Consider the following 22679-nt stretch of genomic DNA (forward strand, 5'->3'; position numbering starts at 1 on the left):
ATCCCCTCGAATGGTCTGCAAGGGTGGGAGGCTTTGAGAGTACGCGGAGTAGTATGCCCATCGGTCACGTTTCTATTACTGCGATGCGGCGCGCATGTCGCGTCGGTCAAGCGCCCGATATCTCTTTGCCCGGCACAGCAATCGCGCCGGCGCTGAAGAAACTGCAGAGATCACGATCAATCAGACATTGTCAGACAATTCCTCGGCGGGTCCATGGTGAGACTCCGTCTTGCCGTCGACACGCCGCATCCGCCCAGCTGGGCATAACTATCGGATATGCGGAGGTAACGCATGATTTATTTGATTGATCCGAACACTGCCGGTGGCGTATGCACCCGGTTCTGCACGACCAAGTGCGGCATTAAGCCGCTCTACGGTGTGCCTAACGACACGATGTAATTGACCCTGTAGACAGGAGACGATCATGATCTATTTGATCGACCCAGAGATTGTCGGAAGCGCATGCACGACGTACGTCAAGAAGTGCAGCCCGCGCTTCGTTCCGCTGTACGGCACCCCTGTGTGATCGTCGCAGCATCGACAAAAAAAAACGATCCGGTGAGTGATCATCGGACGATCTGAAGCGAAACACGAAACCTCAACCCACGGAGACCCGGATGATCTATTTGATCGACCCGACGGTCGTCGGTAATGGCTGCAAAGTCTTCTGCAAGACTCTGTGCGGCTGCAAGCCGGTCGCAGTGCCGCTTTATGGCGTGCCGACTGACACGATGTAAACACTCTCATTGGTGAGTGGCGGGCGGTCCGGACCAGCATCTCGCGACGATGTGCATGACGCTTCTTAAGGAGGTAACGCATGATCTACCTGATCAACTCCCACAGATCGTAGCGCCCATCCGCAGATCCAGGATCCCGGTTTCGCCGGTCCAGTCACCAGGACCGTGAATCGTAACGAAGGGTGGGGCCGCTTGTCGACCCCTCCCTAAAGAAAGACGAGGATATGCCCAAGCTGTCACGCTACAATCAGTTCTATCCCTGGCGGGATGGACACTATCTGGCGTTTAATGCCCGCTCCGGAGCGGTTGCATTGATGACCGGCGAAAACTATGCCAGATTCGAAGAACTCGGCAGCAAGCTGGCCACTGATGCGATTGACGGGCTATCGTCTGAAGAACAAGCACTGTTGAAACAACTCGAGTACGGCAATTTTGTGCATGCCGACTCGTTTGACGAGATCGAGCATCTTAAATTCGATCACCGCCGCCTCCGCTTCGACGAAGCGAGCCTCGGCCTGGTGATCGCGCCGACCATGGCCTGTAATATGGCCTGCAAGTATTGCTTCGAGGAAAACAAGAAAGGGCGGATGTCCCCGCAGGTGGTTGCATCGCTCCTCAGCTTCGTAGAGAAAAAAGCCCCCCGCCTGACCAGTGTTGATGTCAGTTGGTATGGCGGCGAACCTCTGCTCGCGCTTGACGTCATCGAAGATATCACCGTCGCCCTCCTTGAAATGGGGAAAGTCCACAACTTCAAATACACGGCGTCGATGATCTCCAACGGCTACCTGCTGACCAACGATGTAGTCGATCGGCTGATCAAACTTAAAGTCAGTTCGATACAGGTAACGCTGGATGGACCAGCTCGTCTCCACAACGACAAGCGCCCGTTGAAAAATGGGAAAGAGTCATTTGATGTCATCCTGCAGAATCTGCTGTATGCCTCCACGAAGATGGGGATCGGCGTTCGCGTGAATGTCGACAAAAGCTTTCAGATAGAAATGGTCGCTGAACTGCTAGACCAGCTCGAGGAAGCCGGATTGCGCGATCGAGTGGGGGTCTATTTCGGCCTGATCGAGGCTGCCACTACCGCGTGCTCAAATATCACTGAGAGCTGTTACGAGATGACTGACTTTTCCCAGATTGAGATCGACTATTACGCCCTGTTACTACAACGGGGATTCAGAATAGAAAAATTGCCATCCCCCTCACCGACTTTCTGCATGGCGCAGTTGGTCAATTCGTTCCTGATCGACCCGGATGGGGATTGCTATCGCTGTTTCAACTATGTAGGGGACAAATCGAGAGCCTCAGGGAATGTGAAAGATCCGATCAATTTCGATCATCCCAACTTTCTCAAGCTCTTTCAATTTGACCCATTTGAAGATGAAACGTGCCTCAGTTGTAATATACTGCCGGTTTGCATGGGGAGCTGTCCTGCTCGTCGCGCCGACCGCGGTCTGACCAAAGACAAAATATGTGAGAGTTGGAAATATAATCTGCAGCCGATGCTCGAGATCATCGCCTGGTCGCGTCAACAGGCGCACCAGAAAGCAATGGCTGCGAAGGAGACAGTATGAACGAGTTCAAATTCTATCCCTCGGCGGTCGTATGGGAGATTACGTTCGCCTGCAACATGCGCTGTATCCACTGCGGGACCTCGGCTGGCAAGCGCCGTCCCGATGAACTGACTACAGAGGAATCGCTGAAGCTGGTCGACGAACTGGCTGATCTCGGTTCCGAAGCGATCACCATCTCCGGTGGCGAACCGCTGCTCCGCGAAGACTGGCCCATTCTGGCGAAGCGGATCAAAGACCGTGGAGTAAAGGCATATTTCATTACCAACGGCTATGCTATGACCCCGGAGATCGCGAAGACAATGGCTGACCTTCAGATCAACAACATCGGTATCAGTTTCGACGGGACCGAGAAAACGCACAACTACATCCGGCAGCGCCCTGATAGTTACACTCGTTGCCTGAATGCGATGGATATGCTTCGTGCTGCCGGCGCCCGTTATTGTGCCGTTACGCAGGTCTCTAACCTGAATCTCGATGAATTGGATCAGATCAAGGAAGACTTGATCGCCCACGGCTGCAAAGTCTGGCGTATCCAGATGACGACTGTCACCGGCCGCATGAAAGAGAATGCCAAGTCGGTGATGTCGATCGAGAACTATCCGAAGCTGGTCGACAAGATCCTCGAGATCAAGAAGGACAGCCGGATCAAAGTGGATGTTGGCGAGAATATCGGGTATTATGGATGCAAAGGGACCGAGCTCCTGGATGGTTTCCCCTATTTCGGTTGCTATGCCGGTACCCGGATCGCCGGGATAGAATCCAACGGCAATGTCAAAGGGTGTCTGTCGATGCCTGAGGAGTTTGTCGAAGGGAATATCCGGGACAGCTCGTTCACTGAGATCTGGAATAACCCGAACGGTTTTGCGTACAACCGGCAATTCACGAAAGATACTGCAACCGGGCATTGCCATGACTGCAAGTACCTTCCGCTCTGTCGCGGTGGCTGTACGACGACATCAGTGTCGGCCAGCGGAAAACGCGCCGAGAATCCTTACTGTATGTACCATCTTGAACAACAGCAGGGGATCGAGCCGGTGGACAGCGAATATGTATGCAATGTCCTTGAGAAAGTCCGCGAAATGGAAGCGGAGTCGATAAAGGGGAGCAAGGCGGTCTGACCGCGTGCTCGAGCGATTGATGACGCGGCTCATCTCCCGAGGATGGGCCGCGCGTGTCTTATGAACAGTAGTGTCCGAAGATGAACGTTGAGAAGCTGAAACGGCTCTGGGGATTTCTCCGCCCATACTGGGTAGCGGAATCATTCACTCTGGTGACGATGGGAGCGATTGCGCTGCTGTCGCTGGCGTTGCCGATCGCCATCCAGTACATGATCGATACACTGATCCCCGGCCTGGTGCAGACCTCCGGCGCTCCGGTCGAGGTGCAACCAGTAGTCGTTTTCGTGCTGTTGCTGATGGGGTTGTATCTGGCGATGGTCTTGCTGGGATGGCTCCGGGATTATCTGGTCGCTTATGTCGGCTCCAATATCATCAAGGATATCCGATCGAAGTTATTCGGTCATCTTCAACGGCTTTCGCTCCGCTTCTATCAGGATCATCAGGTTGGAGAGGTGATGTCCCGCACGTTGTCCGATGTCGGTCGTGTCCAGGATCTCCTCACCTCTACCCTGCTGATGTTTTTTACCAATATCCTGATGCTGGGTGCGGTCGTCGCATATCTGCTACATACCAACTGGATGCTCACCGTCGTCGCGCTCCTGCCGGTACCGGCGACGATCGTATTGGCCAACAAGTACGGTCAGAAGCTCAACCTGATCGCCACCAGCATACAGCAGAATATCGCTTCCTTCACTGCGCGACTCCAGGAGAGCCTGGTTTCGATCAAGACGGTAAAAGCATTTGGACAGGAAAAGCGCGAAGAAGAGCGGGTAAACAAGGTTCTCGATTCGCTGACCGGCCTGTATATCAAGAGCAGTGTGACCAATTCACTCGCGGTGAATGTTACCCATTTCGTCAATATGATCGGTCCGATCATCGTGCTCGGCTGGGGAGTCTATCTGGTCGCCGCTGGCTCTATGAAGCTGGGAGAGCTGATCGCTTTTTACATTCTGCTCAATTATCTCTACACGCCGATCCATAGCCTTGCCGAGACGAACCTGCAGGTGCAAACCGCCATGGCGTCTGTCGACCGCGTTTTTGAGTATCTCGATCTTCCTGAGGGAGTGATCGAATCTGCTTCTCCGGTCACGCTGAAAGCGCCGCGCGGTGAGATCCAGCTTGAACGGGTCAGCTTTGACTACGGGAATGGTGGGTTTCAGTTCGAAGATCTCTCGCTGCACATTCGGGCGAAAGAGAAGATCGCGCTGGTCGGACCATCCGGTTCCGGCAAAACAACGTTGATCAACCTGATCATGCGATTCTTTGATCCGCAACAGGGAACGATCACGCTCGATGGAATCGACCTTCGCTCCCTCTCCCTGCGTACAATGCGGGACAGCATCGCGCTGGTCGATCAGGATCCGGTCCTGTTCAAAATGTCGATCTACGACAACATAGCCTATGGCGATATCTCAGCGACGGAATCCAGAGTGATTGCGGCTGCCAGGATCGCCAACATTCACGAGTTCATCATGGCTCTTCCGAACGGTTATCAGACCGAGGTAGGAGAACGGGGAGTGACAGTATCCGGCGGCGAACGCCAGCGCATCTGTCTCGCCCGCGCCATAATCAAAGATCCGGCGGTGCTGATCCTGGATGAAGCAACTTCGGCGCTGGATTCTCAGTCGGAACATCTGATTCAGGATTCTCTGAAGAAAGTGTTGGCGGACAAAACGGCGATCATCATTGCGCACCGGCTCTCCACTGTCCAACACGCCGATCGGATCGTGGCGATGGAGCATGGGCGGATCATTGACCAGGGAAGACATGAGGAGTTGACAGCGCGTTGTCCGCTCTATCGCGAACTGGCCGCCAAGCAGTTACTGCTCTAATCCAGGGGGAAGTGGATCACTTCTTTTTCTGCTGTTTTGAATTCTCCAGATTGATCAGATCGACCATCCGGTATCCCAGTGTCGTATCTTTCGCCATCAGCTTATAAAGTACCGAGTCAGCTTTTTCCCCCTGCCCCGTCATCGCGTACATCACGCCAAGCGAAACCCAGCCAGGGTTAAACATCGAATCAAGCTGCACCACGTGCGAGAATTGTTCGAGCGCATCGCTGTATTTCCCCTGGGTGACAAACAGGACACCAAGTCCCTGACGGCAGTCGCGGCAGGTGGAATCGCGCTGAATGGCAAAGCGGTAATCGGTTTCGGCATCTGCTGTCCGCTTGAGATTCTGTCGGGCGAAGCCGCGCTGATAAAACAGCTTGGCTGTCTTTCCCCCCAGAGAGATGGCGCGCGAATAGTAGAAATCGGCAGAATCGTATTGCCGCTGGAGACTGAAGCAGTCACCCAGGATGATCGGGATATCAGCCGTCGCCGTATCCAGCACGATCGCTTGCCTGGCGAGTTCCATCGCCTGGGGCATTTTCCCCAGTTTGGCGTACTCCAGCGCAAGATTCGTCATATAGGTGGCATTTTTCGGCTTAAGCTGGTGCGCTCTCTCAAAATAGATAACCGCTTTGTCGGGTTGGTTCATCACCGAGTAGGTGGTGCCAAGATTATTGCAGACTGACGGATCCTCCGGCGCCAACTGCTCCGCTCTCAACAAGAGCTTCAGCGCGTTGGGATGGTCGCCCACCGTGGTGTGCAGAATTGCCAGATTGCGCAGTACCTCGACATTGTTTGAGTCCAACTGATAGGCAGCATCGTAATAGTCGCGGGCCTTGGCGTATTCGCGCAAATTGAGAGCGCGGCCGGCATTGACCAGCAGGTTCTGCAGTGAATCAGGGCGGCCGGGAGTAGGGGTTACTTCCAGAACAGACCAGATTGCCAGAGCGATTGTGAGCAAAAACATAGGCATCAATTCCTTCTACCCCAAGATAGCCCGATTCGCCGGATTTGTCGATTATTTTGAATTGGCCGTCGAGGGCGGCATTGGGCATAAAAAAAGGCCCGCCAAAGCGGGCCATCAACTGTCTACCGAAGAGGCGGGAGAGCTACTTCGCCTTCTTTTGCGGATGATTGTTCACCAGGGCAAACGACAGGAACTCAAGTTCCATGGACATATTTTCGTTCCGCAGGTAGACATCATCGGGGACACGAAGATTGACCGGCGCAAAGTTGAGGATCGCTTTGATCCCTCCCTTGATGACATCATCCACGATATACTGCGCTACGGTCGCCGGAACCGCCAGCACCACCATCTCGATCTTGGCGTCCCGAAGTTCGGTTTCCAGATTCCGGATATCGGAGACAATGATCCCCTTATGGTTGGAACCGATCTTCCGCTGATCATTGTCGAACAGCTTGACGATCTGGAAGCCTTGTTTGGAGAACTCTTTGTAGCTGACAAGAGCTGAACCGATATTCCCGACTCCCACCAGCGCCACTCGCCAGGCTCGGTCGAGACCAAGAATCCCGGCGATCTGGGATTTCAGTTCGCCTACCGGGTACCCCAGTCCGCGGGTCCCAAATGAGCCGAAGAAGGAGAGGTCCTTGCGAACTTGGGCCGGAGTCAGTTTTTCACGCTTGGCCAGCTCTTTCGATGATACCGTTTCGTAATTCTCTTTTTGGAGGAGAGACAAAGCTCGGTAATACATCGACAGCCGGTGGATGGTTGACTCGGAGATTCGTTTTTTTGCCATCGGCACCGGAGCAGTAGTCATGGGCTGATCTCCATAAGTTTTTGGCAGTCCGTCGATTATGTGAAAAGCTTCACAAAAATTAGTATATAGCGACCGTCCAAACCTGTCAAGTGAAACTTTTAACAATTATAGCGGCCTATTTAGGGGGTATTACCCCTTGTCCCCGTAGCTTGTATCTGGACTCCGAGGAAAGGCCATTTATTGAATATAAGGTCTATGTTGTAATAATTCTCTGAGTGGCTGGTGATAGCCGCGCCAGTATCTCATAATTGATTGTCCCAGCCCAATTTCCCAACTGCTCGGCGGTCAACTTCTCCCCTTTTGCCGTCCCGATCAGGATAACCGGTTCTTCCAGCTTCACCCCCGCGATATCCGTCACCTCAACCATCATCAGATTCATGCAGATACGGCCCCGGACCGGTGCCCGTTTCCCTCGGATCAGCACATACGCCTGATTGGAAAGCGCCCGGTCGTACCCATCGTAATAGCCGACCGGCAGTATTGCCAGCTTGGTCGGTGCGGTGGTCCGGTAACTGCAGCCATAGCCAACAAACGAGTCCGCCGGGACTGCCTTGATCTGCGTCACCCGAGTTTTCCAGGTCAGGACCGGTTTGAGGATGTTGTTGGTTTTCCCCTGCAAACGATAACTAAGATAGGTCTCTTTGGATGGCCAGTGGCCGTACATCGCCAAACCGGGGCGGACCAGGTCGAATCTCGTCTTCTCGAAAAGCAGAAGTGCCGCTGATGATGCAGTATGCCGGTATTTCGGCCTCAGCCCTGCTCTCTTCAGAGCGGTAACCAGCCGGTTGAAATTGCTCAACTGGAACTGGGCATACTCATGGCTGGTGGTATCCTCGATATTGGCGAAATGAGTACTCGCGCCATGCAGCACGAGATAGCGGTGCTTTTTGTAGATGGCGGTGATACCCGCCAGTTCTTTTTCCGTGATCCCCTGGCGGTTAGTCCCGGTCTCCAGTTTGAGATGAGTCAGGATCTTCGTCTGGTATTTGTCGGCCCAGCGGCCAAGCGCATTGAGCAATTCTCTGCTAGTGACGACTGGTTCGAGGCCATAGTCGAGTGCGGCATCGGCCTGATCGACCGGCAGCGGCCCAAGAACCATGATCTTTCGATCCCATCCGGCCTGGCGGCAGATGATCGCTTCCTCGAGCGAATGGACTGAGACATAGGGAATATCGTCACGTTCCATCAGGAGCGAGATGATCTCCGGGAGGCCATGCCCGTAAGCATCGGCTTTGACCGAGGGAGCCATCAGGCGTCCTCTGGCCAATTTGCTGAGTCGGTCGAGATTATGGTTGAGCGCCGAGCGTGAGAGCTCGATCCATTGGAGGAAGGACTTGGTAGTCATGGAGAGAATGTATCAACCAGATCGCGGCATCCGCCAATAAAAACTCGAGTCTGCTCTATAACGTTCTCAAGGGCGTAGCCGGAAATCGCGGCGACCGACAAGTGACCCGTCGGGGGAAGGTGTCAAACGCACTATGTGTGAGCCTTCCGGCTGGACCTGTGGAGAATCGATAAACGGATCTCCGTGGAAAAGAAAGTCTTCGACATAATAGCCGATGCTGTCATGCTCCGGTTTAACCACGCAATGGATATGCGCCGGAATTTGGCTGTTTGGATATGACGCTGGCTTGATAGTCTGAAAAGCGAGATTCTCCAGTGCGAATTTGTTTTCAATCCAACCGCCGAAGGTAGCCATGCCAATAGGCGTGGCTCGAGCGACTGTCGCTGGACCGACGAGGATAGACGCCTTGCGCATTGGTGTGGTAGAGATACACGATAGTATTGGCGGCTGGCGTAACGCCGTCTGCCTTCAACACTCGGCCACTGATCTCAATGCGTTCACCCGGTTCGGATGTGTCAGCGATCGTGATCTCCCAATTCAGCACGCTCGGTGTGTCGAGCACCGGACACCATTCGCAGGCAGGTCGCTAGGGCAACCGAAACCGAGGAATCAAAACAATCCAAGAAGGAGAAACCGCACAGCACACATAAAGCAGCTCCGCATATGTGGGTTTATAGAGGAACTTCCTCCATTTATGGATAGAGACGCATTCTCCTTATCAATTGTTTCAAAACAAGTTAGGCAGAAAAAACCCGGTCGGCGAGTGGTCCTGTCCCCGCTCAAAAAACCTTTTGCAAATGTTGATAACCTAGCTACATTTAGCGGCTCTAAAGGAATCTGAGACATGAAATTCGACGCATTTAAAGACGATTATTCGCAGCCGAAAGCCGAAGACGCTGTCCTGCAGTTTTGGGATGAGCACGAGGTCTTCCACAAAGCCCAGGCCGCACATAAAGATAAGCCGCACTTCGTCTTCTACGAAGGCCCGCCGACCGCCAACGGCCGTCCCGGCATTCACCATGTGATCGCCCGCACGGTCAAGGATCTGATCTGCCGCTACAAATATATGCAGGGGTTCCGGGTCGATCGCAAAGGGGGCTGGGACACGCATGGCCTTCCGGTTGAAATCGAGGTCGAAAAGCTGCTTAAGCTCGACTCCAAGCAAAAGGTGGTCGAGTACGGGATCGAAAAGTTCAACCAGAAATGCCGCGAGTCGGTATTCAAATATCTCGCCGACTGGAATGAGATAACCCGCAAGACGGGTTACTGGCTGGATCTCGATGATGCCTATATCACGCTGAAAAATGAGTATATCGAGTCGGTCTGGTGGATCCTGAAAAACTACTTCGACCACGACCTCCTTTACAAAGGGCATAAGACCGTCCCGTTTTGCCCACGTTGCGGTACGGGCCTGTCATCGCACGAAGTAGCGCAGGGATATGACATGGTCAAGGATCCCTCGGTCTATGTGAAAGTAAAAGCGGCCGATGGCGATTTCAGCTATCTCGTCTGGACCACTACGCCCTGGACTCTCCCGTCCAACGCCGCGCTCTGTATGAGTCCCGATGCCGACTATGTGATGGTTGAGCATGAAGGGGAAAAGCTGGTGCTGGCCGAGGCTCTGGTCGGCAAGCTGTTCGGTGAAGAGAAACCGGCGCTGGAAAAGCATAAAGGGTCTGAGTTCCTCAAGCGGAAATATATCCCGCTTTTCGACACGTTTAAGCATGAAGCCGACAAGGCGTTTTATCTGATCACCGGCGAGTTTGTCACACTCGAAGATGGTACCGGAATAGTCCATATCGCTCCCGGCTACGGCGCCGATGACTATGAGATCGGGCGTGCATATAATCTGCCGGTTTTCCAGGCGGTGGAATCAAACGGTCACTTCAAAGAAGGTACCGGCCCGTACGCCGGCATGTTTATCAAGGATGCCGACCCGATCATCATCAAAGATATGAAGATCGCCGGCCAGCTCTTCAAGAAAGAGATCTACGAGCATAATTATCCGTTCTGTTGGCGCTGCGACTCTCCGCTTATCTATATCGCGCGACAGAGCTGGTATATCAAAACGACCCAGTTCCGCGAGCAGTTGCTTCGGAACAACAACGCTATCAACTGGGTGCCGGATGAGATACGAACCGGCCGGATGCTCAATTGGCTGGAGAATAATGTCGATTGGGCGCTCTCGCGCGAGCGCTTCTGGGGAACGCCGCTTCCGATCTGGATCTGCGAAGAGGCCAAGTGCGGGAAAATGCGCGGTGTCGGCTCGGTTGAGCAGTTGGTCAATGAGGCGACCGACCCAAAATGGAAACAGCTTGCCGCCGATGGCACGCTTGATCTTCACCGGCCAACGATCGATGAGGTCAAGCTGAAGTGCGACTGCGGCGGGACGATGTCCCGTGTCCCGGAATTGATCGATGTCTGGTTTGATTCTGGCGCGATGCCCTTTGCCCAGTGGCATTTCCCGTTTGAGAATAAAGAACGATTCGCCGCCGCCTACCCGGCGGAATTCATCTCCGAGGCGGTCGATCAGACCCGCGGGTGGTTTTACTCGCTGATGGCGATCTCCACCATGCTATCTGAGATACGCGACGACCTCCCTAAGGGAGCCTCGTTCAAGAACGTGGTCGTGCTCGAGTTCATACTCGACAAAGAAGGCAAGAAGATGTCGAAGCATAAGGGGAATGTGGTTGACCCCTTTGCGACAGTCGCCAAATATGGCGCCGATCCGTTGCGCTGGTATCTGGTCGCCAATTCCAACCCCTGGCTACCGACCAAGTTTGACGAAGACGGCCTGGCCGAGGTTTGTCGCAAGTATTTCGACACCCTGCGCAACACGTACAGCTTCTTTGCGCTGTATGCAAATATCGATAACCTGGTTGACCGCGCCCATCAGGCCGGAGTGACGATAGAGAAGTTCCTCGAATCCAAGGCCGGCACGCCGGAAAAACTGGATAGATGGATCGAATCGCGCTACCATGCAATGGCGAGATCATCCAAAGAGGATTTCGACAAATACGAGATCACACGACCGGTTCGACGGATCCAGTCGTTTGTGATCGATGACCTCTCCAACTGGTATGTCCGGTTGAACCGTCGACGCTTCTGGGCCAAAGAAGATGACCCATCCAAGATGCGGGCATACCTGACGCTTTACCGGATACTCGAGGGAGTCTGCCGACTGAGCGCCCCCGTAGCGCCGTTCACTGCCGAACTGCTCTGGAAAGAGCTGGCCGGTGAAAAACGTCAGGACCACAGCATGCCGCTTTCGGTCCATATGACCTCCTTCCCTGTCGCAGATCTGTCGCAGATCGATGAATCGCTCGACAGTACGATGGAGATGGTGCGGGATATAGTCTCGTTGGGTCGGGCTGCCCGCTCGCGCAAGAACCTCAAGGTTCGCCAACCGTTGTCGAAACTGCTGGTAGGCGTGAAAAACGACACCGAATTCAGCCGCCTGAATGAATTTCTCAATATCATCGAAGATGAACTGAACGTAAAAGAGGTGATTGCCTCGACCGAACTGGGGAATTACGTCACCTACGGCGCCAAGCTGAATTTCCGGGTGGCCGGTTCCAAACTTGGTTCCCAGGTGAAAGCGGCCCAGGCGTTTGTGGCCGGTCTGACCAGCGAGCAGGTGCGGCAGTTCGAGCAGAGCGGCAAAATCAATCTCCCAACTGACTCCGGGGCGGTAACTCTGACCTCCGAGGATGTTGAGATTCAGAAAGTCGAAAAAGATGGCATTGTGGTAGAAAGCAACGGTCCCCTGACGGTTGCGCTGGTGACGGATCTGACCCAGGAGCTGATCGATGAAGGGTTTGCTCGCGAGATGGTCAACAAGATCCAGAATATGCGAAAGAGTTCCGGGTTTGACGTGACCGACCATATATCAATACGGATGAGCGGTTCTGCGCCCCTCCGTGCGGCGGCCGGCCGATATGACGAATTTATCCGGCGGGAAACCCTGGCCCGCTCAATCGAGTTCTTGGATACGAACGGCTTCGATGGCGGCACGCAGTGGAATATTAACGGTGAAACTGCCGCGATCGCGGTGGAGAAACTTTAACAGCGGGAGAGTCGAATGGCTCTGAAAGAAGCGGATCTCAAAAAGTACGAACAGTTGTTGCTCGCCAAAAAGCGCGACTTGCTCGAAGAGCTGGGGATCATCCAGGATACCCATATCGGCACCTCGATCAAAGAAGCCACCGGAGACCTCTCCTCGTACTCCTATCATATGGCCGACCAGGGGACCGAAACCATGGACCGCGAAATGGCGTTCATGATGGCCTCCAAGCAGGGACGTCTGATCTATCATATCGATGAAGCCTTGCGTCGTATCAAGGACGGCACTTACGGTGTTTGCCAGAGCTGCAATAAAAACATCGGTGTGGCTCGCCTTGAAGCGGTCCCGCATGCCCGCCTCTGTATCGACTGCAAGTCCCGCGAAGAGGAAGCGAAAACTGGCAAAGCCTAGTTCGTCACTGCTGATCTGGGGAGCGGTCATTATTCTGGTAGTGGCCGCCGTCGATCAGGTAACCAAATTCTGGGCGGTCGATGCCCTGACCGGCCAGCCCTCCCTCACCGTCATCGGTGAGTTCTTCAAACTGACTCTGGTTTACAACGAGGGTGGGGCTATGGGGACCAGTTTCGGTTCCTCCACCTGGTATCTGGTGATCGCCCTGTTCATTGTCCCGATCCTGCTGTATTACCTCTATCTCTATCGCGGCATCGCTTCATTCGCTATTCCGCTTTCCTTCATCTGCGGTGGAGCGATCGGCAATCTTATCGATCGGATCCGGATCGGCAAGGTGGTCGATTTTCTGGATGTTGATTTCTTCAATATCGATCTGCTCGGTTTGCAGATCGACCGCTGGTGGACATTCAACATAGCCGATGCGGCAATTAGTTGCGCGCTGGTCTTCCTGCTGTTCAAGGTGCTTTTCCACAAGCCGCCACAGCTTCCTGCGGAAGAGACCTCCTCCCCTGCTTCCCATTCACTTTAAGTACTTCGGGCCAGAGCGGGCTTGGTTCAGTTGGATCGTCAGGTCACACTTCGAAGCAATTTACGACTATCGGTATCAAAGGGTAAACATCTGCCAGTCGGCTTCGAAGCAGGACCTGACGAAACTTTGAATGAAGTGCATCCCTAAGGAGCACTCTTTCTCTTTCTCCTTTCTCCTTCTCTCATCTCTCTTCCTTTTTTTCCGACAGCCACCAATTGTTCCGTCAGGTCCTAGCGCTCGCCTAACTTCACAAGCGAAATCAGAATGCTCCATCACGCGAGCGCGAGACCTGACGGCATTCTTCTGATATCCACAACTAGCCTCTCCCCTATCCAAAAGAAAAGCCCCGGCAGAACCGGGGCTTTTCGTATCGGCAGATGCCGAAGAAGTTACTTGAGCAGTACCATCTTCTTTGTGCTGCTGAAGGTTCCGGCATTCAACTTGTAGAAGTAGACGCCAGAGGAGGCTTCATTAGCATTCCAGATCACCTGGTGCATACCAGCTTCTTCAGTTCCTTCGAAGGTCTTCACAACCTGACCCGTGACGTTATAAACCGTCAGGGTGTAGTTGCTAGCGACCGGCAGAGCGAACTCAATAGTGGTAGCCGGGTTGAACGGGTTCGGATAGTTCTGGGCCAAGCCGAAGTTCTTCGGAATGATCTTGCCAGAGACCGGCTGTCCGAGGACAGTGGCCATTTCGATCGACACGATGCTACCATTGAGACCGGTCAGGAACGTGCCCGAGAAGCCGGTGATATTGGTAACGGTCTCGTCCATGATCGGTGAGACCAGGATACGAGTGTTCGTGCCGTCGAAGGCATACTGCATGCCAACGTTGTCGGCGTGCAGAACCGGCGTCACTTCACCAGCCACCACGACGAACGCGGCGCCAAGATCGACACCGTCGATCGAGAGAGCACCGTTATCGAAGCTGTAGTTGGCGCTGACAGCGGCAACCTTGTCATACGGAGCTTCGTCACCCACGACCACACGGATCAGGTAGACGAGGTCAGCGACGGTCAAGGTCAATCCATCAGCGTTCACGTCGGTAGCCGCAATCTGACCGGCCTGATTGATCGTGAAGACCGGCAGACCGTAGATGAAGTAACGAGAGAACAGAACGGCGTCAGCAATTTCGTTGGAGAAATTGTTGAGGTTGATGTCGCCGCGAGCGTCGATCGAGTCGGCGCAAACGATGTCAACACCACCGTTGAAGAAGTCGATTACACGCCACGTGGACGGCTTGCCAGGAGTGAACAGATCGCACTCTTCCTGGGCGCCCTGGGTGGTCGGGAATTCGATACCAGCAGTCTCTTCGATGTGGAAGTACGGGTCGCCGCCGCCGTACCCGTACACGTAACGGGAAATGAGCAGCGAGTCACCGTCGACCGACGACAGACCGTTGTCACCGCAGTCGATCCAGAAGAATTCAACAGGCGTGTACTGGCATTCCAGAGTCCGGTCGTTGGTGACCAGGAACTTCAGAGAAGCGATAACGCTGTCGATCCCCGGAGGCGGCGGATAGTTGGTGAAGCAATCCGGATGGTTGTTACCATTGTTGGTCTCGGCGATGGAGACGATACGGACGAGTCCGCTCGGGCATCCACCAGCGCAGTTGCCATTCGCGCCGAAACGATAGGTGAAGTATTCCCATCCGCAATCAGTGATAAAGCCGCCCGGGAGCACTTCGGAAAGCGTCAAGGCAGAATTATCATACTTGATCAGAAGGTCAAAACCGCCGATCGGGTAGTTGGTGCCGAGGACGATGTCAACTTCTGCGTACTGACCCTGGATCTGGTTGTGGATCTTTTCGATCACGACCTTACCCCAGTTGACGTTGATCGTGACGGAGCACGTGTCAGCGTTGGAGGGGCTGCAAGGCGAGCAGGTGTTGGCGCTATCGGTGACCATCACGACGAGCGTGAAGGAACCGAGATAGCTGATGTCATCGTTTACGGTCGGCCAGCTGAATACGCCAGTCGCCGGGTTCATCGTCACCGTGCCCGGGCCATTGAAGCTCACTACGCTATAGATAAGCGGCTTCGGACCGGAATCGGCATCGGTCGCATTGACATCACCGTTCGCCGGATCGCCGAGCACGACCATAATCGGGCTGGCGGGGCAGGTGATGACAGGTGCGTTGTTCTGGACACAGATCGTGAATGACGTCTGGGCAGCGGCGCCGCACTTATCCGTGATCGAAATGGTCACGTTATGGGTGCAGACATCGGCTCCAGTGGTCAACCAGGAAATGGCGCCAGTGGCAGGATTGACCGTCATAGCAGCCGGACCGGCAACCTTGGCATAGGTCAAGGTCTCGCAACCGTTCGCCATGTCAGGATCGGTACCGGAAGCCGTCGCCACAAAGGTCTGGCCCCAGAACAGAGTCCCGTTCGGGATCGCTGCGATGGTCGGGCTGAGGTTCGTGATCGTCACCGTTCCATTGTTCACGACAACCGGAAGAATGGAGGAGGTGGCGGCATCAACAAACTGAGTCGTAACAGTTGCCGGGATCGGATAGTCGAAAACGCCGCCCTGAAGGGTACCAGAACCTGAGCAGACGTCATTGGTTCTATAGTTTATCCGGCCGACAACATGATTTCCTTGTGCTAACGCTCCAGCGCTCGGAGTGAGCAACATAGCGGCAATTCGAATCGTGTCGGGCATAACCCCGTCAACGCCGGAAGTATCATCCACAACGCGGTCGGTCAAAGCCGTGAAACCAGCGTCGAAGGTGAAAATGCTTCCTGGAAGCGGTAACGTGAGGTTGCCATCAACCACAACCACGATCTCTATCGCGCTAACGGAATCAGCTGAAACAATCGCCGTCACGTTCGACGCGGAGTTGAAACACCGCGGGAGCGCTTTGGATTCGATTGTCACCTGGTTCGCGAGCGCCATAGACGAAGCGAATACCACTAAAAAGGAGATCAGCATCAAAGAATATAAATTTCTTTTTTGCATCATTTAATGCTCCTTTAAGAACCTAAAGGTCATCGAAGTTTGGGTAATCTTCCCAGTTTCACCCGGGAGGAATCACCTCTAAGTTTCCGATATAAATCTCAACTGAGATCGGGTACCGGACCCGTCAGATCTCAAGTGCCCCGTGAGCTGGTGATGCGCCAACGGCACATCGTCACACCGGCTGCCTGATCTACTGACTAATGGAATATGGAGTCTTGGTAAAACCGTACGGACAGATGTCGCCGCTTAGGTTTTAAACTCGTTTGATTAAACCTGAAGGTCGAGCTGAGGATCGCGTAACGTTAATGTTGTGTTAACGTTAACAAAGGTGCTGCAGATTCAAAACAGAAGCGTTATTCACACAACTATTTCCCTAGACGGATGCAACATACGCTATTATCCCTTTTCTGTCAAGGAGAAATTCCGGATTTCTGACCATGCCACCAATTACGATAGGCTGTAGTAGTAACTTTGCTCCGTGATCGACCCAGTTCAGCTCAGTTTTCCCAACCGGAATCAAGTTGGTTCTTGCTGACCAGGCCGCTCCCCCGTTACTGATCCGCGCTCCCCCTACATCTATATGCTGATCCAAAGGCCACCAGCTCTGAGCAACTCGTCAAGTCAAAGCGCCAACCCGACCGGTCCATCAATTACGTGAAAACAATCACATGCTCCCAGGTCGAGCCGACCGCCGACCGCGTAAATCTATTGAGCTTCACCCGCCTGACGACTTGTGACGGAAATCACAAACGACGTCACGTAAGGTGGTCCAGTCAGCACCTTCTCCAGCGTTTCGACTTGAGGCGGTGGGGAGACTGATTTTCACTGTCTTTATGCGTAGCTGAAAACACAGCTCCGATTCGGCTGGAAGTGGCTACAGGCCAGGTCATGGGCCTCACCCGAACCGCCGCCGGATGACCGGTTGACCAGCGGACTCACAGCGATAAGACAGTCGGATCAGACAGTCCGGAGCCATCCGTCAACGAGAGTGTCTTGTGATGACTTTCACAATGATGTACGACCAACGGGAGCACTTCACGAGAATACTGCTTGTGACTTCCTTCACATAATAAAACAATCGCCCGATAGCCGTGGTCGCTCCGGGATGATCCTAATGGGTACTCAAAAATACGGCAGAGTCTGGTTGTCAGAACCGATAGGTGAGGCCGGATGAGAGGAGCAGGGACCGGTTATCCTCGGTCTCCTGGTCATGCCACTCCCAGGTGGCGGAGAGAATCAGGCTCAACTCCAACCCGCGGGAGATCGGCCAACTAGTCAGCATTGAGAGGTCATAGAAGCTGAAATCTGACTGGTATTCGTTGGGGTAGCCAAGGCTTCGTTTCCCCAGCCGGTGCTCGACCGAGGCAAACAGCCCGGTAACCGAAATGTAGTTCATGCCCACCTGGGCGGCGATTTCGTCGTAATCTTCGGCACTGCTGCTGTCGGCATCGGGCTGGCGGAGCAGCTCAAAATCGGGGCCGGCATCAATCTCCAGTGATCCCAGCGAGACCCCCATTGTCAGGGTGCCGCCGAGGCGGCTGTAGTCATCATTGAGGGGATCGTTCGGGTCAAACGAGGTCATTTCCAGCTCAAGCACCTGTCGGCTGAATAGCTGTCGCCCGAGATCCAGTCTGCTCCGGGAGTCCAGTTCGAATCGATTGTAGTCGTCATCGTTGGCGGCCCTATTGTAGTCCTTTTTCTCCCAGCGGGTCAGGAAGTCAATTTCCAGACGGGAGAGCAGACCGGAGAATGTCCCCTCAATGCCGTAGCCGTCGTAGTTGAGAGTGACCGAGTCAGAGACTTCACGGCTGGTCATAAAACCGTGTAGAGAGGCGGTCGAAAGGATCCCGAACGACTGCTCCAGCCCTAATTTTGCCGTCACCCGGTAGAAGTCATAGCCGTACTGCAGATCGGAGCGGAAATCTGTGCCATCAGCCAGAAACTGCCCCCAAACGGCAGTCGATTGGCTGAAAAACCGGCGCGCTTTCAGGTTGGTAGCACCGGAAACATAGCTCCCGAGAGTTGAGGAAGCAGAGTCGGCTTGATGGCGCCATTCGATCTGGTTACGCCAGCGGAGATCAAGGCTGGTCCACCGCGCCAGCCAATTCGAGGTAAGCTTCAGTCGCGTAATGTCTTGAGTCTGTTCAAGGCGGGTCGAAAGATCAAAGAGGTTTTCGCCGGCATACTTATAGGCAAGCTCAAGGCTCCCTTTGAGGTCATTCAGATAGTCGCTGGAGAGTTCGTAGCGCGTGAGGACAGTATCTATCCCTGCCACGGCGAGCGAATCCATGAAGTATCTCTGGGAGAGGTAATCGTACCCGATTCCGGCCTTAAGCGAGAAGGGTCGGCTGTCTGCTTCGGAGTACCCGGCTGCAGCAATGACTATCAGGACTACCGCGACATAGCGTCTGAACAAATCCTATGTTCCTTTGAGGCTAGTTTGACTCCAGAATGATGTCTTCAGCCTGACGGAGCGCAAGCTGGGCGGCCTGGAGCGCGGGGGTCGCTTTCTCCAGATCGGAAGCCTCGATCGCCACCGACGCCAGTTCGAGCTGTTCGTATGCTTTAGTCAGGAGCAGGTCAACCGATTCCCTGGTCTCACCGCTCAAGGTCTGACTGCGGTCCTTGAGTTGATCGGCCTGGCCCAGCAGTCGCTGGTACCGGGCTGAGAGGTTGTCGTAACCGTTACATTCTCTGAAGGCCCGGCTGGCGAGTGTTTTGGTTCGTTGGAGAGCCTGCATGGCGGCAGGGGTCCGTCCATTGGATTCAAGCTGTTCGGCCAGTTCGAGCGATTTTTCGGCCTGGAGCATGAGGGATTTCCCCTGTTCGGACTGACAATCCGCCACTACCGCTTTGGCCTGGTCGACCGCTTCCCGAACCGATTCCAGTCGACGTTCATAGTTGGCAGAGAGATTCCCCGCGCCGCTTCCCAGGATCCGGTCGGCGGCTTTCTCCGCCTGCTCTGCCAGTCGGCCGGCGGGCTGGAACTGATTCGTATTGTAGAATTCCCAACCCCGCTTAAGATTATCCAGGGATGATTCCAGGAGGGCGTTGAGAGCCTGGTTTTCGTTGCCGATCAGCATCTCCCGGGCCCGCTCCAGCTTTTCTTCGGCTCGCTCCAGTTTCCGGAGGGCCTGATCTCCGCCCCGTTCGGTGGCACGATTGCTTTTGAGCGCCTTGCGCAAGAGGTCGCGGGCGAGCAAGGTCAGTCGACGCGCCTCGATAAACCGATTCTCCGCAAAGACGGATTTCGCCTGTTGCTGGGCAACCTTGGCCTGCTCCAGGAACGCCAATCCGGTCGGATTCTCCATCGTCTGGAGCTGCTCCTCCGCCTGCTGGATCAACTGGTCGGTTCGATCCAGATCTTCCTGCACTTTGTCAGCCAGTCCGCCCCCGGCTTGCGCCAATAGCGAAGAGCCGGCGGTCAGGGCCAGCAGAACTAACAGGTATGGGAGTATCTTGCGCATAACTATTCTCTCTTTCAACTCCCTATATATCAACCGATGTGCCGCCTTGATTCAAATAACTAACCTCTTGCCCGATAGTCAACTCTGTTCCTCACCACGGTATGCCGCCGATTCTTTTGTACCTGACGGTACAACCGCTGTCCCGAACCGCCCACTCCTGAACCATTTGGTTACCATGGAATATCATGGGCTTTCATCCGGCTATAGAGCCGTCGACGGGTGATCTTGAGCAGTTTGGCGGCCTCCGTTTTGTTGCCGCCGGCCGCTTGCAGCGCATTTTGGATCATGGTGCGTTCGGTATCCTCGAGTCCGGAGCCAGGGCTGGGGGAGTGGTGCGGCGTCAACGGAGCATCCTCGGTCTCCAGCGCAAAATCCTCCACCGTGAGCGGCTCGCCGCCGGCGAGGATGGTGGCACGCTCCAGAACATTGCGGAGCTCCCGGATATTCCCCGGCCAGTCATATCGCCGGAGCATGTCTGCCACGGGAGCATCAAGCTGCGAAAACCGGTAGCGCTGGCGCTCCAGGAAATAGGTGGCGAGCTGGAGCACGTCATCTCCCCGCTCGGCCAGCGACGGCATCAGGATCGGGAAAACCGCCAGCCGGAAATAGAGGTCCTCCCGGAACGCTCCGGAGCGGATATCATCTTTCAGGATCCGGTTGGTTGCCGCCACGATCCGGACATCGACCGGCACCGTATCAACTCCGCCGACCCTGACCAATTGGCGCTCTTCGATCACCCGAAGCAGTTTCGACTGCATCTGCGCCGACATCTCCCCGATCTCATCGAGGAAGATAGTCCCTCCCTCGGCCAGTTCAAACCGTCCCCGTTTCCGGGCGACCGCGCCGGTGAATGCTCCCTTTTCGTGGCCGAACAGCTCAGACTCCAAAAGGGTCTCGGTGATAGCGGCGCAATTGACCGCTATAAATGGTTTCGCCTGGCGGGGGGAGAGGTCATGAATCATCCGGGCCGCGAGCTCTTTGCCGGTACCGGACCGTCCGGTCAACAGAACGGTGGTTTCGGTTGGGGCGACCTGCGAGATCAGCTTCCGGATCTTCTCGGTGGCAGGGGAGGAGCCGATCAGGCTGTCGGCCATCGCGGTCCGTTCCTCGTCCTGGTAATGACGGTTAAGCGAGGTCAGCCGCTGTTTGTCGACCAGTTTTCCCACTATCAGGGTCAGTTCATCCAGAGAAAACGGCTTGAGCAGGTAATCGGAGGCTCCCTTTTTCATCGCCGCAACCGCGCTTTCGACCGTTCCGAACGCGGTCATCATCACCACCTCTGTCCCCTGCTTTTCCAGCGCTTTCTCGAGGATCACCATCCCGGAGATCTCCGGCATGGAAAGGTCGGTAATGACAATATCGAACGAGTGACGTTCCAGCAGCGAGACTGCCTCGGATGGCTTGGTGGAGGTCGTGACGGTATGCCCCGCATCCTCCAGTTCGCCGCAGACCAGTGAGGTCATTTTCGGTTCGTCATCGACAACAAGTATTCGAGCCATAGCTACTACTTTGCCTGTTTGGGTAGTTCAATGAGCGCGGTCACCGCGCCGGAGCCGATGGAGCTGGTGAGGGTCAGTTTCCCTCCCATCTCCTCGATCAATTTACGACTGATATACAATCCCAACCCTGAGCCGGTCTGTTTGGTCGTATGGAACGGCGTGAATATTTTTTGGATTTCCTTATCCGAAAGCTCAACCCCAAAATTGGTGATCTTGATCTCAACCGTGTTTCTCGCGGTTCCGGTCAGAGCCATCGCCATGGCAACCGGCTTTCCGGCGGCGAGACATCCCTCCACGCCATTCACCATCAGATTGAGAATCACCTGCCGGAGCGACCGTCGATAACCGGTGACTGCTAGCTCAGTCGCGGGGAGCGGCTCTGTCCAGGTAATCTGCTGGTCGGCGAATCGTTCTCCAAGATGTTTTGCGGCCGAGTTGAGAAGTTCCGCCAGATCGAATGACTCGGTACTCTCTCCGACCAAAAGCGGACCATCCGCCTTGGCAAACGCAAGATAACCGGAAACGATATTATTCAGCCGGTCGGTCTCTTCGAGAATGTATGTCGCTTCCTCGGCGCCGGTCTTTTTGCGGAGACGTTCGGCGGAGCCACGGATGATCATCAGCGGGTTTTTCAGTTCGTGCGACACGACCGCCACCATCCGTCCAAGATAGGCATGGGTCTCGCCGAGGAAAAGCTGCTGCTCGGCGCGGTTGAGTCGCTGTTGAAGTGCCAGGAAGAGGAGCCCGAGGATCAGCCCACCCACCGTGGAGACCGCGGTCGCATACAACAGATTTTGGCGAAGCGAAGCGAGGTCCTCAAAATAGTCGACATTGGCTTCGACTCCCACAACAGCCATGACCGATGAATCCTCTCCCAAAAGCGGGGCGAAAGCCGTCTTAAGATAGAGGCTCCCGGTCTGATAGGTTGGTGTCACGATCGCCCGTGGAGTCATTGCATAAAAGAGGGAGTCGATATACGGGCCGTTCAAGTCGGCCAGAAAATAACTGGTGTCATTCTCGGGAGAACTGGTCGCCAAAAGGTGAAGTCGTCATCCAGAATGAAGACCTCCGCCAGCGAGTCCACTGTCCGGATCTCCTGGAGCAGGCTCAACAAACGGGTGTATTGCTCGACCGAGGCATACGGCAGGCTGTCGACCAGGCTGGGTGAAAGCGTGTGCGAGAAGGATTGGGCGATCGACTGGAGCCGACGGCTCAACTGCCGCTCCAGTAGCTTCTCGGTTCGTTGATAGTATGACCACCAGGCGAAATTGACCAGGATGATCAACAGGGTGGTGAAAATTGCCAGCGCGAGAAATCGTTTCGAACCAAGCTGCATTCTGCTATTATGATGCAGCAGCCT

Annotated in this window: 16 protein-coding genes; 6 read left to right on the top strand and 10 right to left on the bottom strand. The window is 54.7% G+C overall.

Annotated elements, in window-relative coordinates:
• Positions 1–961 precede the first annotated feature (961 nt).
• From IPH75_06650 to IPH75_06660, 3 genes are all read left to right on the top strand, one after another.
• On the top strand, positions 962–2314 hold the full coding sequence (locus tag IPH75_06650) for an SPASM domain-containing protein (protein ID MBK7141740.1): 1353 nt from the start codon (positions 962–964) through the stop codon (positions 2312–2314).
• Positions 2311–3432: a radical SAM protein gene (locus IPH75_06655; protein MBK7141741.1), complete on the top strand. Its 1122-nt coding sequence runs from the start codon at positions 2311–2313 to the stop codon at positions 3430–3432. Before IPH75_06650 ends, IPH75_06655 begins: the two co-directional genes overlap by 4 nt.
• Positions 3433–3512: 80 nt before the next feature.
• A complete protein-coding gene (locus IPH75_06660) occupies positions 3513–5264 on the top strand; it encodes an ABC transporter ATP-binding protein (protein MBK7141742.1) in 1752 nt (583 codons plus the stop codon).
• 16 nt (positions 5265–5280) lie between these two features.
• Here the strand turns inward: IPH75_06660 and IPH75_06665 are convergent, their stop codons facing one another.
• The 4 genes from IPH75_06665 to IPH75_06680 form a co-directional block, all read right to left on the bottom strand.
• The gene (locus IPH75_06665) at positions 5281–6231 is read right to left on the bottom strand and encodes a tetratricopeptide repeat protein (protein ID MBK7141743.1); all 951 of its coding nucleotides are present in this window, start codon (positions 6229–6231) and stop codon (positions 5281–5283) included.
• A 142-nt stretch (positions 6232–6373) separates the two neighbouring features.
• On the bottom strand, positions 6374–7021 hold the full coding sequence (locus IPH75_06670; protein ID MBK7141744.1) for a redox-sensing transcriptional repressor Rex: 648 nt from the start codon (positions 7019–7021) through the stop codon (positions 6374–6376).
• A gap of 214 nt (positions 7022–7235) precedes the next feature.
• The gene (alr, locus tag IPH75_06675; protein MBK7141745.1) at positions 7236–8387 is read right to left on the bottom strand and encodes an alanine racemase; all 1152 of its coding nucleotides are present in this window, start codon (positions 8385–8387) and stop codon (positions 7236–7238) included.
• A 328-nt stretch (positions 8388–8715) separates the two neighbouring features.
• A complete protein-coding gene (locus tag IPH75_06680) occupies positions 8716–8949 on the bottom strand; it encodes a hypothetical protein (GenBank protein MBK7141746.1) in 234 nt (77 codons plus the stop codon).
• 282 nt (positions 8950–9231) lie between these two features.
• On the opposite strand from IPH75_06680, the gene IPH75_06685 reads away from it, so the two are divergent.
• The 3 genes from IPH75_06685 to lspA are packed head-to-tail and all read left to right on the top strand — an operon-like array spanning position 9232 to position 13390.
• Positions 9232–12453: an isoleucine--tRNA ligase gene (locus IPH75_06685; GenBank protein MBK7141747.1), complete on the top strand. Its 3222-nt coding sequence runs from the start codon at positions 9232–9234 to the stop codon at positions 12451–12453.
• A 15-nt stretch (positions 12454–12468) separates the two neighbouring features.
• On the top strand, positions 12469–12861 hold the full coding sequence (locus IPH75_06690; protein MBK7141748.1) for a TraR/DksA C4-type zinc finger protein: 393 nt from the start codon (positions 12469–12471) through the stop codon (positions 12859–12861).
• Positions 12800–13390, top strand: a complete 591-nt coding sequence (lspA, locus tag IPH75_06695) for a signal peptidase II (GenBank protein MBK7141749.1) — start codon at positions 12800–12802, stop codon at positions 13388–13390. The genes IPH75_06690 and lspA overlap by 62 nt, the downstream gene beginning before the upstream one ends.
• Positions 13391–13779: 389 nt before the next feature.
• Here the strand turns inward: lspA and IPH75_06700 are convergent, their stop codons facing one another.
• The 6 genes from IPH75_06700 to IPH75_06725 form a co-directional block, all read right to left on the bottom strand.
• Positions 13780–16326 (bottom strand): T9SS type A sorting domain-containing protein, encoded by a 2547-nt coding sequence (locus IPH75_06700; protein MBK7141750.1) that lies wholly within the window; start codon positions 16324–16326, stop codon positions 13780–13782.
• A gap of 1174 nt (positions 16327–17500) precedes the next feature.
• Positions 17501–18769 carry a hypothetical protein gene (locus IPH75_06705; GenBank protein ID MBK7141751.1) on the bottom strand — a complete coding sequence of 423 codons (1269 nt, stop codon included), beginning with the start codon at positions 18767–18769 and terminating at the stop codon, positions 17501–17503.
• Between the two features lie 19 nt (positions 18770–18788).
• Positions 18789–19820 (bottom strand): hypothetical protein, encoded by a 1032-nt coding sequence (locus IPH75_06710; protein MBK7141752.1) that lies wholly within the window; start codon positions 19818–19820, stop codon positions 18789–18791.
• Between the two features lie 170 nt (positions 19821–19990).
• On the bottom strand, positions 19991–21319 hold the full coding sequence (locus tag IPH75_06715; GenBank protein MBK7141753.1) for a sigma-54-dependent Fis family transcriptional regulator: 1329 nt from the start codon (positions 21317–21319) through the stop codon (positions 19991–19993).
• Between the two features lie 5 nt (positions 21320–21324).
• Positions 21325–22308 (bottom strand): HAMP domain-containing histidine kinase, encoded by a 984-nt coding sequence (locus IPH75_06720; GenBank protein MBK7141754.1) that lies wholly within the window; start codon positions 22306–22308, stop codon positions 21325–21327.
• Positions 22305–22655 (bottom strand): hypothetical protein, encoded by a 351-nt coding sequence (locus IPH75_06725; GenBank protein ID MBK7141755.1) that lies wholly within the window; start codon positions 22653–22655, stop codon positions 22305–22307. Before IPH75_06725 ends, IPH75_06720 begins: the two co-directional genes overlap by 4 nt.
• Positions 22656–22679: the final 24 nt, after the last annotated feature.

The sequence above is a fragment of the bacterium genome (genome assembly GCA_016708025.1).
In the GTDB taxonomy this organism is placed as follows: domain Bacteria; phylum Zixibacteria; class MSB-5A5; order GN15; family FEB-12; genus FEB-12.

What these genes read in the sequence shown, in the direction of transcription:
- IPH75_06650 (MBK7141740.1), top strand. Translation starts at nt 962, where the DNA reads ATGCCCAAGCTGTCACGCTACAATCAGTTCTATCCCTGGCGGGATGGA.
- IPH75_06700 (MBK7141750.1), bottom strand. Translation starts at nt 16,326, where the DNA reads ATGCTGATCTCCTTTTTAGTGGTATTCGCTTCGTCTATGGCGCTCGCG.
- IPH75_06655 (MBK7141741.1), top strand. Translation starts at nt 2,311, where the DNA reads ATGAACGAGTTCAAATTCTATCCCTCGGCGGTCGTATGGGAGATTACG.
- alr (MBK7141745.1), bottom strand. Translation starts at nt 8,387, where the DNA reads ATGACTACCAAGTCCTTCCTCCAATGGATCGAGCTCTCACGCTCGGCG.
- IPH75_06725 (MBK7141755.1), bottom strand. Translation starts at nt 22,655, where the DNA reads ATGCAGCTTGGTTCGAAACGATTTCTCGCGCTGGCAATTTTCACCACC.
- IPH75_06665 (MBK7141743.1), bottom strand. Translation starts at nt 6,231, where the DNA reads ATGTTTTTGCTCACAATCGCTCTGGCAATCTGGTCTGTTCTGGAAGTA.
- IPH75_06715 (MBK7141753.1), bottom strand. Translation starts at nt 21,319, where the DNA reads ATGGCTCGAATACTTGTTGTCGATGACGAACCGAAAATGACCTCACTG.
- IPH75_06690 (MBK7141748.1), top strand. Translation starts at nt 12,469, where the DNA reads ATGGCTCTGAAAGAAGCGGATCTCAAAAAGTACGAACAGTTGTTGCTC.
- IPH75_06685 (MBK7141747.1), top strand. Translation starts at nt 9,232, where the DNA reads ATGAAATTCGACGCATTTAAAGACGATTATTCGCAGCCGAAAGCCGAA.
- IPH75_06710 (MBK7141752.1), bottom strand. Translation starts at nt 19,820, where the DNA reads ATGCGCAAGATACTCCCATACCTGTTAGTTCTGCTGGCCCTGACCGCC.
- IPH75_06670 (MBK7141744.1), bottom strand. Translation starts at nt 7,021, where the DNA reads ATGGCAAAAAAACGAATCTCCGAGTCAACCATCCACCGGCTGTCGATG.
- IPH75_06660 (MBK7141742.1), top strand. Translation starts at nt 3,513, where the DNA reads ATGAACGTTGAGAAGCTGAAACGGCTCTGGGGATTTCTCCGCCCATAC.
- lspA (MBK7141749.1), top strand. Translation starts at nt 12,800, where the DNA reads ATGCCCGCCTCTGTATCGACTGCAAGTCCCGCGAAGAGGAAGCGAAAA.